The sequence below is a fragment of the Gimesia sp. genome (assembly GCF_048260065.1).
In the GTDB taxonomy this organism is placed as follows: domain Bacteria; phylum Planctomycetota; class Planctomycetia; order Planctomycetales; family Planctomycetaceae; genus Gimesia.
The window spans coordinates 188,681-201,759 of sequence record NZ_JBLXHC010000002.1; the positions used below are offsets into that span (position 1 = coordinate 188,681).

The window sequence follows — 13,079 nt, forward strand, 5'->3', positions numbered from 1 at the left end:
CGGTTATTTCTTAACTCTGAAATCAAACTGGAAAAAGAGCAAATCAATGACACGTTTTTCCCTGATACATGCTGGTGTTCGTCTTCTGGTGTTGTCTGCTATGATCGCGGTCTCCTGCCCCGGTTGGGCCGACGAAAAGCCGTCGGTGGATGAGCGGTTGCAGAAGCTGTTGCAACGTTTTCCCGACGCCGACAAAAATAAGGATGGCAAACTGACGCGGGAAGAGGTACTGGAATTTCGCCAGAAGCGTCAGAGACCGCGAGGTGCAGCCGCCGAGCCGACCCATGCGAATGTGAAGTATGGCAAACACGAACGAAACGTGCTCGACTTTTATCAGGCGGAATCGGATCAGCCGACACCGCTGGTGATTTACATTCATGGAGGCGGCTTTGTGGGTGGCAGCAAAGCGTTGAACCCCCGGATCGTGCAGCTTTATAACGATGCCGGCATCAGTATGGCTGCGATTCATTATCGCTTTATTGACGGCGAAGACATCCTGCTCCCTGAGCCGCAACGCGACGGTGCCCGGGCGGTGCAGTTCCTGCGGAGTAAAGCGAAGGAGTGGAATATCGATCCGAAACGTGTTGCCTGTTATGGCGGTTCTGCTGGTGCAGGGATTTCGATGTGGATTGGTTTTCACGACGACCTGGCCAAGCCGGACAGTAAAGATCCGGTCGAACGTGAGTCGACCCGCATCCAGGCGATCGGCACGATGGGAGGCCAGAGCACTTATGATCCGATCAAAATCAAAGCGTTGATCGGCGGCCGGGCCTGGGAGCATCCTTCCATCTTCAAAGCGTATGGCGTGAAAACCGCCGAAGAAGCACTGCACCCGACTCCGGAACAGCAGAAACGCTACGATGAATCCTCAGCGATTATGCATCTGACCAAAGAGGACCCGCCACTCTACATGATCTACAGCGAAGCCGACGGTCCCCTGCCTGCCAATGCGCGGCCCGGCCAGGGCATCCATCACCCCAACTTCGGCCGCGATCTGGTCAAGAAAATGAACGAGCTGGGCATCGAAAACGTCTTCATCTACACCGGCGACAACAAAAGCGGTGCCTCCCCCCAGGCAATGCTGGAGTTCTTTCAGAAACAGTTCGCCAAGGTGAAAGATTAAAAAGTGTTTCTGAACGAATATCAGTATTTTTATGCATTGGAGCCGCGCTGGTTCAGGCTTGATCGACACTATCGAATATATCTGACGCCTGATCGACTTTGTGGTGCCTACATTGCCGGACAAATCTTTGACGAACAATCCGCTGCGATTCAGTTACAGACGTTCTATCTGTTTTTTCGATATTTTGTAAAACGCACGCTTAAAAAACGAAAGGATCGCGAAGCTCGTTACGACTCGATGGATCCGACAGACAATTCCTTTCTTCAGGAAGATGATCTAAATTTTCATATTGATCGCAGGCAGGTGGTGTCTATCGCGGTGAATCGAAAGCACAGTTTCTGGACTCCGATCAATGTTGGCACTGTCAAAATTGAATTGACTGATGGAAGTGTCCGCCACTTCATTCTGATTCAACATCAGAATCCGGATCGGATCGCTAAAGAATTGAGTCTCTTTTCACCTGACACGGATATCAGCGGAAAGTCAGTACCACACCCAATCCACCGCAAACCTCAACAATCGGATTGGCTACGATTTGTATTGGTTTCTTTTGTCTTGTTTGGTTTTGCACTATTTTTTCTCGTGGCTGCGATTCTTAAATTACCGCGAATGAACTCTCTGTTAATGGCACCGCTCAATCTGATTGGTGCTCTCTATTTCCTGAGAAAAGCACTTAAGTATCGTAAGATTCCGTCAGAGGATGCTACCATCGAATCTTAGGTTCACTTGATTCTTTTTTTTGTGTGCTTTCGTACTTTTCGTGGTAGAAAAATAGTTCGTGCTCAATCAACCGAAAACAGTTTTCATCGTGGTTGATAAATCCCGGAAGGCCTGCTCTCCGTTGCCGGTGAAGTTGGAGCCGTGCATGATCGCCAGGGAAATGTATTGACGATATTTTCTCAGAAAGATCACATCTACTCTGCCTGCAGAACAGGGGTGGCCTGTACACACCGATCAGACAGGGAACATATCTTCGTATTTGATTCTGATTTTACAGGGGAGTGCCGCAAGGATGCAGAATCCCAGAAATGGCAGAATGAAGAGGGCCAGAAGCGAACTGATCAAGTCTTGTAACAGGACTACGAATCCGGGGATGTACATCGAACCTATGAAGTAGTTTTGCCCCTGCTTATGTAGAAAGTACCCTGTCATAAAAGCGATCAGAAATAATGAGATGGGAACCATAAATACCAGGAAGAACCCAAGCTCTCCGGTGTATCCTTTATCCTCGGCGATGTGAATGACACTGATGAGAGAGCCAATAATCAGAACTGCCAGTGACAGAATTCCGACGGAAGTCGCTAAAAAATTCCATGGTATCCAACTTGTGCTGCCGGCCTTTGTGGCGATAAACGCTAAGGCAAAGAAACAGACTCTCAATACGATGTAGAAAAAGACGCTTTTCAGCAGAGTCATATACCCGCTGCTTAATGGTCGCTTCGATTTGGCTTCCATCTCTGCTACTGCTTCCTTACGGAATGTCGGCAGCGTCTCGCGTCCCTCTTTGAGAACCGACATCAGTTCGCCAGGCGTGGTGACGGAAACCGTATTCGGCCACTGCGAGGAGTTCTGCTGCGCGTTATTTTCTGAAGTTACGATTGCCGTCCCCTCATTCCAGGCAGGCAGAATGACGAGGTCTCCTTTTTTTGCCAGTTCGAATAAGAATCGCATATTATCTTTGGAAATTCCATAGAGGCGAAACTTAATGCTGCTGGAGTCTGACTGATCCTTAAGACCATCCAGGTAGACTTCGACTTTGCTGCAATCCGCCATATGGGGATGATAGCAGCCATGACTGTCAGGCTCGGGGGCATCTGCTGACTTCAGAATTTCGCGAAGTGTTTCACACCGTGAGACCAGGGACGATTTACTGGAAGTCGCATTTCCGCTCTCCGCTGAGGTGGCTGCTACTTCTGCCTGACCGGGCAGGTGACGAAACTGAAGTTGAAAGTCGAAACTCATGGAAAATTCCCTGCACTTGGATTGATTTAAATTCCGAGACCAGTGTATTCAATTGTGCAGAAAGTGTCTATTCTCTCCTGAGTATTTTCTCCCCTGCCGATTTCGCGGAATGTCTCTGTTGAGGTTTGAATTCGTTCAGAGAAAGTTTGCGAGGTGAGCGAAACTCGTTTCGTGTGATTTCGTGACATTTCGTGGTCGCAGAATCCGATCGTGCTCTCTTACCCGAAAACCGTTTTCATCGCGGTCGACAGATCCCGGAAGGCCTGTTCTCCGTTGCCGGTGAAGCTGGAGCCGTGCATGACGGCCAGCGTTTTCGGGTTCAGGTCGGCCAGGCGGTTGAGAATCCGGTCGGTCTGTTTCGTGTAGGGGATGTAGTCGGCCAGTGGTCCTGCCTGCATCTGCTGCATTGCGGTCAGCACCTGTTCTGACAGATCACTTTCGGTGAGCGGCACCGGGTTGCCTCCCTGGTGAAACAGGTCGGAACAGAAGAGTGTCCCCTGCGTCTCTTCATACAAGAGCCCCGCATCCCAGCCGTGCGGCAGCTGCGCGGTTGAGCAGAAGCGGTACTGGTATTTTCCCGTATTGAGCTGTTCGCCGTCGACCATCCCTTTGGGAGGACGGATCGCGAAGTCGTTGATATTGACCATCGCCGAGACCAGGCTGCAGACCGGCTCTGCCTCGGGGGCCACTTCCAGCCACTGGTTGAGCGCCCCGCATTCATCCGATTCAAAATGACTGAAGGCGATGTAGCGGAGTTTCGCCGGATCCATCACCTGGGCGACCGCTTTGTGCAGCAGCGGAAAGCTGGACTTGTACCCGGTGGTAAACAGCAGCGGCGCGTCATCGCGGACCAGAAAATAATTAAACTGCAGATCCAGCCCTGCTGCATAACAGCCAATCCGAAACACATCCGGGGCAATTTCATGGATCGTGGGAGTCGCGAAGTCGAACATGGGTGTTGCTCTCTTATTAGTGAAACAGCCACAATAGATTTGATGTTTTTCAGATCGAAATGTTGCTCAGATCATACCGGACTGGTTCAAACTGTCAACTTTTGAGTTGATTGATTGATGACTGTCAAGCTGCTAAAACGATGACTACGACCTCAACCTACATTGAAAATAAAGAGAACGACAACCACAACGGTATGTTCGAGGAACCTCTTTAACTTACGGATTATTCCATGAAACAGCGCAAATCGGTTCGGGGGATTTTATTGAACGAACGGGATCAGGTGCTGCTGGTACTGCATCAGGATGCGTTGCCCGCTGATCCGACGCAGCCGGACGTCGTTGCTTACTGGGCGACTCCCGGTGGGGGAATGGAAGTCGGGGAATCGGAGACGGAGTCACTGCAGCGGGAGTTGCAGGAGGAACTGGGGTTGAGCGAGGTGGAGGTCGGGCGCTGTGTCGGTGTGCGGGAGGTGCAGCTGGAGATCCCCGGCATCGGTTCCGTGCTCAGCCATGAGACGTACTTTGTATGCCGGGTGAAAGAGACGCCTGTTTTGAACTACGAAGGATTGTCAGAATCGGAGCGGCGGACATTGCAGGCGATTCGCTGGTGGTCGCGACAAGAGCTGGCAGAGACGTCCGAAATTTTGCGGCCGGCGGCGTTACCGGAACTGGTGGCGCATGCCTGCTCTGAAGAGCGGGCTGTGATCCTGTCGCTTACAGAGTGAAAACCGGAAGCAAGGTGAATTTTCCCAGGTCTGTCTGGCCCGTGAAGCTTTGATTGAGAGATGCTATGCAAAAATAAGATGCGTTCTAGTGCGGGATTGGTTCCTCGAACCGTGGGGATTCGTTTTTCAGGGGCTTGTTTTCCAGGATGCGGTATAAGGTTCTACGATGCATTCCCAGTGTTCTGGCGGCTTCCGCTTTGTTGCCGCCACAACGCTTTACGACCTCGGTTACCATATACTGCTCCATGGATTTCAGGTCACCGTTGAGGGGGACCGATATGGAATTTCGACTCCCCATTGATTTTGCCGGATTTGAATTTTTCAGTTGTGCATCGACGAAGGAATTGTCGCCTAGAATTACAATTTTGGACAGAACGGTTGTCAGTTCCTGCACATTACCGGGCCAGTCATAGCGGGTAAGCGTTTCCCACGTGTCGTGATCGATGATGTGTCGGCTGCTTTGATGATTGTCATCTCCCGACCGGGTTAACTGTTCCAGAATATGGATGCTGAGCGGTTTGATATCGGCTCGTCTTTCCCGGAGTGGTGGGACGTTAATCGGAAGCAGATTCAGCCAGTCGTACAGACTCCTGTGAAAAGTACCTCTGGAGACCGCTTCACTGAGGTCGGTTGTCGTTGAGGCAATCAGTCGCAGAGATGTGGGTTCAGAGTTGATGCGCGCAGGCAGTTTTAACAAGCCATGTTCACGCATGCTGAGCAGCTGTTTCTGTTCATACATCGGCAGCTGGTCGATATCCTCGAGAAAGATGGTCCCTTTGTTGTAGTTCATGTTAGAGTGACTTCGTTTCAGCATTTTTAAAACAAAGTTCTCCGGCGGATAGACCTGTTCGATGTTGCTGATGGAAGAACAGTTGAAGTGTGTGAAAGGTTCGTTTGCAACTTGACTGAATCGATGAATCTTTTTCGCGAGTGTTTTTTTTCCGACACTGATTTCCCCCTGCAGCAGGACAGGAAAATCCAGGCGCGCAATGCGCTTGATTGTCGAAAGGACTTTCTGCATGGAAGCACTGACGCCGATGAAGGAATCATCGGCGGGACTGGTTGCAGGCGCACTCTGAATTTCCTGGGGAATGCTTTTTCGCTTGATCAATTTACTGGTTCGGTTGACCTGAATCGCGTGGTGCAGCGAACTGATGATTTGCTGTTGATTAAACGGCTTAGTGACGTAATCGCAGACTCCCAGACGAATGCCTGCGATGGCAGAATCCAGAGAACCACAGCCGGTCATGATGACGGAAGTGATGTCGGGTTGGATTTGCACCGCTTGACGAATCAGGCTGAGTCCATCTTCATCGGGAAGCTGCAAATCGGTGATTAAAACATCAATGGGATGCTGGTTTAAACAATCGATCCCTTCTTTTGTATTTAACGCTAGAAAGGCCTGCAAGCCTTCATTCATGATCATTTTTCTGACGATATTCCCGACTCCTGTATCGTCTTCAACTATTAGTATCGTTTCCAGGTTTGTCATGAAATGCTCTCACTCATGAGGATATTGGGAATGTAATGATTTTGTGCTAGCGCTATCGAGCGCTGACTACTTCCTTTGCAATACCCGGAGAGATGGATCCGAACTGTTTGAAAGTGACATCTGATATGAAATGTGATTTTCAAGGAACGCGCATCATACTACTCATGTGTCCAATCTGTAAATCTCAATATTTGTTTGTTTCGGTCAAAACGATCAGGCATGTCAGATTGTCTTAGCTGGGAGTTCGTCCTGCCCCGACAATTTCAGGATGATTGGAATGCCCGTGCTTTTCATCACCTTGATTGAAAATTTGTCTGAGCAGTAGCCGTCTGTGACAACAGGTCACGTTCATCTTGCGCACCTGTGACAGACTGTCACGAATCTGAGCTTCTTTCTGTATTTAGTGATGTGATTTCGTTAGAGCGACGATAAGTTTTGCGTTAATTGAATAGTGATCAAGTGAAAGAGTTGTGCTCCATTTCACGTTCATGACTCAGGTAGTGCCAAAAGGAATGAATTATGAAGAGTCAATCTGTCGTATTTCGAAATCTACCGCAAATGGCTATGAAATCAGAGTCAAATCATAGATATGGATTCGATCTGGCATTACAGGTGTCAAAGCGAAATGCCGCAAATTCAGAGTCGAACGACAAGCTTGATCGTACGAGAGTGATACCAGAGAGTGCCTTTTTAAAATTATTGAGAACGGAATTCAATAAGTCTGTTGATTGAATGGTAAGTATCTGAGCAACGCCCCACGCCTCCTGATTCAAAAAAACAATTCCCCATTGCCGTCCAGGGTATATGATTTCAATAGTGCTGATAAAAACACCATACCGAAAGGGAATCTGATTTTCATTTCCTGAAAATGACAGGGCTCAAGGTTTAAGTTGTATTCAATGATACCGCGATTTCGAAAAATACGCTAAGGGAAATCGCATCGAGTGGAAGGATCAGCAATGACATGCCAGGAAACAGTTCTGATTATCGATGGTGAAGACAGTGTCGGACGATTTGTCAAAGACACTTTAGAGACTGAAGGCAAGCAGGTATTGCTGGCCTTCACGGCGCGGGAAGGTCTGGAATACCTGCAGAGTCAACGTGTCGATATCGTATTTACAGAGCTTAAACTTCCAGACGGAAACGGAATCTCGGTTATCCAGACAGCCCTGCAGGTCCACCCGAACATCGCTTCGGTGGTAATAACTGGATTCGGGACTCTCGAATCCGCCATCGAAGCGATGCGCTTGGGGGCCTGTGATTTTATCACGAAGCCTTTCAGCCGGCCGCAGATATTGAAAGCACTTCACCGCGCCATCAATCTCACAAAGCTGAATACATTTCCCAAGTGGGAAAATGCTTCGACGCCTCCCTCCCGGGAAAAAATCAACAAAACATTTGTTGCACACAGCAGTCCCATGCGGGAAGTGATTGCCCAGGCGAAAAAATTCTCACAAATGGATATTCCCGTTCTGATTCAGGGAGAAAGTGGCGTCGGGAAGAAGTCACTGGCAAGAATGATTCACAGGGAGAGTCCCTTTTCCGATGGTCCTTTTATTCACATCAACTGCTCAATCATAGAAAGTACCGTACGCTTTAATAAACAGGGCGTTGGTATTCTTGATCGTCTGCTGCAGGCTGATTCCGTAGAAAACGAACAGAAGACGACACTTTTTCTGGAAGACATCGATCAGTTACCAAAGCTGGAACAACGCCAGCTGCTGAAGATGTTGAAAGAGGGACTGGTCAGGGCTCCCTGGGCACCCGTTTCGAAAGTAAATTCTATTCGGCTGATTACTTCTACATCCGTTGACCTCAAGGCAGCCGTACTTCTGGATGAATTTCATCGCAGTCTCTACGATAATTTGAACATACTGCCGATACAGGTTCCCCCACTGCGTGAGAGAAAAGAAGACATCATTCCACTGGCGATGCAGATCCTGGAGGAACTCTGTCAGGCCTGGAGTTGTAATTTTGCGGAATGTCGAAGCCGGATGAGCACCGAAATCTGTGAAAAGTTGTATGAATATTCCTGGCCGGGTAATGTTCAGGAACTGACCAGTGTGCTCTCCCGCTTACTCTTAACAGGTGATAGCGTGGTGGTGACCAAACTGCTCAATCAGTCTCAGTCGTCGAATGAGCAGGAAGAAACGATTTCCGTTCCTTTTCTTGGCGATCTGAAACAGATGGAACGCCATATGGTGAGCGAGGTCGTAAAGCGTTGTGGCGGAAATAAGGCGGCGGCGGCCAGAACACTGGGCATGCATCGCAGAACGTTGTACCGTATTCTGTCTAACGAAAGTGAGGATGAGGAATCGGGTCAGTCTGTGGGTATCAAACACTGAGTCCGATTCGTTAACCTGGAACGTTTCTAAACTCTGGAATTTCTTTCGTTGATCAGCGGAATGCAGTGGCTTAACAGCGAAACAAGTTCCTCGTCAGTTGAATGTGCAATCATTTCCATCTCAATCTGGTTTGCCTGTGCTGCGGCGACCTGTTCTGCCTGAGCCAGGCGTTCTGCTTCTTCTTTCAGCAAAACTCCAGAATCCTTCCCATTGGAGATTCGTTTCACATCGTGTTCCACACGTGATTCGGTCGCCAGCTTCTGCGCTTTCACTTTCGACATGTGAACGACTTTCAAGCCAATCATCGAAGCCAGTCCAAACAAGCCAATGTTGGCCCAGAGGTTTCGGATTGATGTATCAAATTCTGCCCCCCAGCCTGCAGCAAGCAGTGACAGGCTGAGCCATCCAATCAGGTTCGTCAACGAATTGCGACTGGTATCGTATAAAGCAATGCTGGACATGAGATTTACCTTTCGATCAATGCAGATTGTCATTTGTCTGTTTACTCGGAACCAGAACACCTTCCACGATAAGTATAAGTTCAGTTGCGCAAGAGGACTGTAAATTTGCAGGAATCTGTACCGAAAAGTAATTTATGAGACAATAGAGCACACAGTGTGAGACTTTTTGTCGCACTTCTGCTGTAGCTGGGAACGTGGATGAGTCAGCGATGACGATTTTGTTGGTACTCTTACTGACGTACGACGCTGCGTTTTAGCCACTGAGTCAATCAACCGGGGAGTGCCAGGGATGGTAGATGCTTCGGGGGCACTTTCTGCTACTGCTTAAACGCCGTGCGTTCAGCCGATTCAAATTGACTGCAGGCGACCTGGCGGAGTTGTGCTGCGGCCAACACCTTTGCGACCGCTTGATGCGACGGTGGAAAGTGGGACTTGTACCCGGAAGTAATCAGTAGCGGCGCGTCGTCGTTGATCAGAAAATAAATCGACATCAGATCTGCCTCACCGCATAACTGCCAATCCGAAATATGTCTGGTGCAATTTCGTAGATCGTGGAAGTCGCGAAGTCGAACATGAGGTAGGTTCCTGTTTGAATTGAACACAGATGTTTTGTTTGGATAAGGGCACTGTATTTCAAGGTCCTAAGGAAATTTATGTACTGCAAACATTTTAATTGGGGACGTACTGGCAAAATCTTAATTGTGTGTGGCAATATGTTCAAATTATGTTCATTCTATTGATCACTTACTATTGGTGGCAAATTTTATAGTTTGTGAGGTTCAGGCGTTCTATTCAACACAATTTATGTATCGGAAGATATTTGTTAAGTGTAACACAGGTAGTTGCTTATGGCATTTTGTGTATTATTTTTTCAAATTGAGTGTTGAAAAAATGATACTATATGCGATATCATTAATAGCATGGGTTCCCGTTAAAGAAGGGATTGATGCCAATGTCGAAAGTGAAATACGTCCTCTTGCTTCCAGTAAATTACAATGATGGAAGTGAAGTGCCCGAACAAGTTCGAAATGAAATTTTAGATCAGATTTATATTTTGGCAGGAGGGTATCGCGTCGACGGTGAAGGAGAAGGAGCCTATCGAATGCAAAATGGAACAAAGCAGGTGGATCGATCAATAGCAGTCTGGATTGTCGTGGATGAGGACGATATTCCCGAATTAAAAAATCTGGCAGGTGAGATTGCTGCTAAGCTTGAGCAGGAAACAATTTATCTCGAGCATACTGGGAGTACTGTCGAATTTATTCCGCCTTTTAAATTGGAAGGATAGATATGGCTTCGCAAGATAAAAAGATTCTAGAATCAGCAAGAATCATAGCGCAGTCAGCTGAAACATGGGCTGATCTGTCGAATGCACTTTTCGACCCTGAAGTGGGATTGATTGCAAAAGCATATCCTTCTCGAGAAGAGAGGGAAGCGTTTGTAAAGTCAGATGAGTATAAAGCGATTCGCCATTTGATAGACTCTGCTGCAGAACGGACTGGTTTGATAGCTGGAGCCACTCCGAAGAAAAAAAGCGGGAAATTTGTAGTTCGTCTTCCAGTCTCTCTCCATTCTGCACTTGAATCTGAAGCTGAGGATGAAGGGGTAAGCCTAAATCAACTCGTTGTAACAAAGCTGGCAGTTCAAATCTCTCGACTTGCATCGGGACGTTCTCCAGAGATGGCTGGCATTGCTCAAGCGTATTTGGAAGTTAGAGATGGTTATTCAATTGATCGTGTTGTTGCCGATCCTGAATTGAATGAAAAATTCCTTCTAAGATGTCGAGAACTAGGACTAACAGGATCTGGTTTTGAGCTGAATTGGACGCTCTTTAATGCTCGAAAAGCGAAGAAGCTTAGCGAGCTACCTAAAACAAAGAATTATACAGCGTCTCGAAAAGATGAATTTGAGTTCTCTAGCGAGATCGCTGTTCGTTACGTGCAAGAATTAGTCTGGAAGCGAGAGGCTCGTTCTATTTCTCTTGACAATATTATCTGCGATCCAGGCTTGGCTGCAGAGTTTGATGCAATTGCAAAAAAACTTGCTCCTGGATTCAGTCCACTTGATTACAGATGGGTTGCTTTAGGGGTACGAAAAGCTTCCGGGCGTTATGCAAAAAAAGCTGCAGAGGTTGATCTTCCTGATTTTGATGTTTTAGGTCGTACCTGCAATGTAAAACCAAGTAAACTTCCTACTGAACAAGGACTATATTACTTTCGATGTGAGGATGATTCCCTTTTCGTCGGGGACACCAATAACTTACGTCAACGGATTGAACGTCACTTCGAATCTGCTGGAGACGAGGGACTGCCTGATTGGCTTTATCAACGAGGGGCAAAATCAATTAGCTTAGGCATTGTTCCAATGCCAAAAGTTAGCCCAACTTCACGGAAAATAATCGAACTTGGGACAATTAAAAAATATAAGCCACTATTTAATTATCTTGGTAGTCGTGTTGTTTAGCGAGGAGCATGGATGAAACCAACAAATTCAAGGAAGTCAAAGCCAAGTCACTTACGACCGCCTGTGAAATGGCACGGAGGAAAGTTTTATCTTTGTCAGCGAATCATTGAAGAATTCCCCGAGCATCACACATATTTAGAACCCTTTGGTGGCGCAGCATCCGTATTGCTTAATAAAGTGCCTTCAAGCGTTGAGGTCTACAATGATCTCGACCATCGAATAACTCGATTATTTCGAGTGCTACGAGACAATGGAGAAGAGTTGCATCGACGACTAAGTCTTTCGCCATATAGTGAAGAAGAATTTATTGGCTCTTCAGAAAACTGTGATGATGAAATAGAACAAGCTCGACGGGACTTCATTCGGTGGAGACTTTCAATTGGTGGTAGAGGTTCGTCTTTTAGTTATACGCTTCATAGAGTGAGAAGGAATATGGCGGATGTTGTTTCGGGGTACCTCTCAATGATTGATGAGCAACTTCCATATATTATCGAGAGGTTTCGAACAGTACAAATTCTATCTCGTCCAGCAACAGAAGTGATTCGGACATGGGATGCGCCTGATACTCTAATCTATTGCGACCCTCCTTATGTGTCCTCTACTCGTCATGAAACTAGCAGATCTGTTTATGGCTACGAAATGTCTGATGAAGAGCATCTGGAGTTGGCAAGTGTTCTAAATAAGTGTGAATCAAAAGTGGTAGTAAGCGGTTATCCATCGCCTCTCTATGATGAGATTTTTAAAGCTTGGAGAGTTATCACCTTTGATATTGCAAATCATTCAGCTGGTGGAAAAACAAAAGCAAGGAAGCAAGAGACACTGTGGATTAATTGGTAAGTTCGATTTTGAATTCGGGGCAAAAAAACTTGGGTTCAAATTTAGAGACGAATGGATTGTATTATATGAGGTGTGAAAGGATTAACGATGTCCAAGACTATTACGCATGTGAAAATCTCACTGACTCAGTTTTTAAATTTTTCTACCAAGCCGCCAGAACAACAACTTACTGTAGTTAGGGCTATCCGAAAGCAGCATGAAGTAGGATATCGGGTTCCACCAGATTGCTATAAGCAGTTTCGGGAAGCTGTTATACGAATGCATCAAACAGGAAAGTCAAAAGATTATCTTGATCAGTTAGCTGGGCAACAAACTGAGCCAACGCGTGCGAAGCATTACCCAGGTCTAGTTGCTGGCTATAAAAAATTCATGGGGCGAAAAACTCTAGATTGGTTTGAACGACCAACAGGAGTCTGGGTGTGTGAAGATTTGAAAATAAATATTCGACCTGAACTTGCTTTGGTTATTGATGGGACTCCTACCGCAATTAAGATGTGGCTGAATAATGATGACTCATTGAATAAGCGGCGAGCTGAGATGATTACACATATGATGACAACAGCAATTCCCTCAGCTAATGATGAACTGACAACAGCAGTTTTAGATGTTCGAAAAGGAAAATTGTATCGTCAGGGGAAATCTGACAAGGAGCAAACTGCACTGCTTCGATCTCAAGCTAAGTGTTTTCTGTCTCTCTATCGAGAACTCTAATATTAAA

Annotated in this window: 12 protein-coding genes; 8 read left to right on the forward strand and 4 right to left on the reverse strand. The window is 47.0% G+C overall.

Features of this window, described 5'->3' with window-relative positions:
• The first annotated feature begins 46 nt into the window (after nucleotides 1–46).
• Nucleotides 47–1,123, forward strand: a complete 1,077-nt coding sequence (locus ACN0YN_RS03875; RefSeq protein ID WP_417383674.1) for an alpha/beta hydrolase — start codon at nucleotides 47–49, stop codon at nucleotides 1,121–1,123.
• Between the two features lie 3 nt (nucleotides 1,124–1,126).
• Nucleotides 1,127–1,843 carry a hypothetical protein gene (locus tag ACN0YN_RS03880; protein WP_417383675.1) on the forward strand — a complete coding sequence of 239 codons (717 nt, stop codon included), beginning with the start codon at nucleotides 1,127–1,129 and terminating at the stop codon, nucleotides 1,841–1,843.
• Nucleotides 1,844–2,077: 234 nt separating this feature from the next.
• Here ACN0YN_RS03880 and ACN0YN_RS03885 read toward each other — a convergent pair whose 3' ends face one another.
• Together ACN0YN_RS03885 and ACN0YN_RS03890 are read right to left on the reverse strand one after the other, a co-directional pair.
• Entirely contained in the window at nucleotides 2,078–3,085 is a 1,008-nt protein-coding gene (locus ACN0YN_RS03885) for a hypothetical protein (RefSeq protein WP_417383676.1), read from the reverse strand.
• 218 nt (nucleotides 3,086–3,303) lie between these two features.
• Complete coding sequence (locus ACN0YN_RS03890) at nucleotides 3,304–4,038, reverse strand: MBL fold metallo-hydrolase (protein WP_417383677.1); 735 nt, start codon at nucleotides 4,036–4,038, stop codon at nucleotides 3,304–3,306.
• Nucleotides 4,039–4,268: 230 nt separating this feature from the next.
• Between ACN0YN_RS03890 and ACN0YN_RS03895 the strand changes: the two genes are divergently transcribed.
• Complete coding sequence (locus ACN0YN_RS03895; protein WP_417383678.1) at nucleotides 4,269–4,763, forward strand: NUDIX hydrolase; 495 nt, start codon at nucleotides 4,269–4,271, stop codon at nucleotides 4,761–4,763.
• A gap of 85 nt (nucleotides 4,764–4,848) precedes the next feature.
• On the opposite strand, the gene ACN0YN_RS03900 is transcribed toward ACN0YN_RS03895, so the two are convergent.
• A complete protein-coding gene (locus ACN0YN_RS03900; protein ID WP_417383679.1) occupies nucleotides 4,849–6,255 on the reverse strand; it encodes a sigma-54-dependent transcriptional regulator in 1,407 nt (468 codons plus the stop codon).
• Between the two features lie 959 nt (nucleotides 6,256–7,214).
• Between ACN0YN_RS03900 and ACN0YN_RS03905 the strand changes: the two genes are divergently transcribed.
• Complete coding sequence (locus tag ACN0YN_RS03905) at nucleotides 7,215–8,600, forward strand: sigma-54-dependent transcriptional regulator (protein ID WP_417383680.1); 1,386 nt, start codon at nucleotides 7,215–7,217, stop codon at nucleotides 8,598–8,600.
• Nucleotides 8,601–8,626: 26 nt separating this feature from the next.
• Here the strand turns inward: ACN0YN_RS03905 and ACN0YN_RS03910 are convergent, their stop codons facing one another.
• Nucleotides 8,627–9,061 (reverse strand): hypothetical protein, encoded by a 435-nt coding sequence (locus ACN0YN_RS03910; protein ID WP_417383681.1) that lies wholly within the window; start codon nucleotides 9,059–9,061, stop codon nucleotides 8,627–8,629.
• Nucleotides 9,062–10,013: 952 nt separating this feature from the next.
• Between ACN0YN_RS03910 and ACN0YN_RS03915 the strand changes: the two genes are divergently transcribed.
• From ACN0YN_RS03915 to ACN0YN_RS03930, 4 genes are all read left to right on the forward strand, one after another.
• Nucleotides 10,014–10,349 (forward strand): hypothetical protein, encoded by a 336-nt coding sequence (locus ACN0YN_RS03915; protein ID WP_417383682.1) that lies wholly within the window; start codon nucleotides 10,014–10,016, stop codon nucleotides 10,347–10,349.
• A gap of 2 nt (nucleotides 10,350–10,351) precedes the next feature.
• The gene (locus ACN0YN_RS03920; protein ID WP_417383683.1) at nucleotides 10,352–11,524 is read left to right on the forward strand and encodes a toxin-antitoxin system HicB family antitoxin; all 1,173 of its coding nucleotides are present in this window, start codon (nucleotides 10,352–10,354) and stop codon (nucleotides 11,522–11,524) included.
• A 12-nt stretch (nucleotides 11,525–11,536) separates the two neighbouring features.
• Nucleotides 11,537–12,361: a DNA adenine methylase gene (locus ACN0YN_RS03925; RefSeq protein WP_417383684.1), complete on the forward strand. Its 825-nt coding sequence runs from the start codon at nucleotides 11,537–11,539 to the stop codon at nucleotides 12,359–12,361.
• Between the two features lie 87 nt (nucleotides 12,362–12,448).
• A complete protein-coding gene (locus ACN0YN_RS03930; RefSeq protein ID WP_417383685.1) occupies nucleotides 12,449–13,072 on the forward strand; it encodes a hypothetical protein in 624 nt (207 codons plus the stop codon).
• Nucleotides 13,073–13,079: the final 7 nt, after the last annotated feature.

Coding starts and splice junctions, on each gene's coding strand:
- ACN0YN_RS03875 (WP_417383674.1), top strand. CDS start 47: ATGACACGTTTTTCCCTGATACATGCTGGTGTTCGTCTTCTGGTGTTG.
- ACN0YN_RS03885 (WP_417383676.1), bottom strand. CDS start 3,085: ATGAGTTTCGACTTTCAACTTCAGTTTCGTCACCTGCCCGGTCAGGCA.
- ACN0YN_RS03890 (WP_417383677.1), bottom strand. CDS start 4,038: ATGTTCGACTTCGCGACTCCCACGATCCATGAAATTGCCCCGGATGTG.
- ACN0YN_RS03895 (WP_417383678.1), top strand. CDS start 4,269: ATGAAACAGCGCAAATCGGTTCGGGGGATTTTATTGAACGAACGGGAT.
- ACN0YN_RS03900 (WP_417383679.1), bottom strand. CDS start 6,255: ATGACAAACCTGGAAACGATACTAATAGTTGAAGACGATACAGGAGTC.
- ACN0YN_RS03905 (WP_417383680.1), top strand. CDS start 7,215: ATGACATGCCAGGAAACAGTTCTGATTATCGATGGTGAAGACAGTGTC.
- ACN0YN_RS03910 (WP_417383681.1), bottom strand. CDS start 9,061: ATGTCCAGCATTGCTTTATACGATACCAGTCGCAATTCGTTGACGAAC.
- ACN0YN_RS03915 (WP_417383682.1), top strand. CDS start 10,014: ATGTCGAAAGTGAAATACGTCCTCTTGCTTCCAGTAAATTACAATGAT.
- ACN0YN_RS03920 (WP_417383683.1), top strand. CDS start 10,352: ATGGCTTCGCAAGATAAAAAGATTCTAGAATCAGCAAGAATCATAGCG.
- ACN0YN_RS03925 (WP_417383684.1), top strand. CDS start 11,537: ATGAAACCAACAAATTCAAGGAAGTCAAAGCCAAGTCACTTACGACCG.
- ACN0YN_RS03930 (WP_417383685.1), top strand. CDS start 12,449: ATGTCCAAGACTATTACGCATGTGAAAATCTCACTGACTCAGTTTTTA.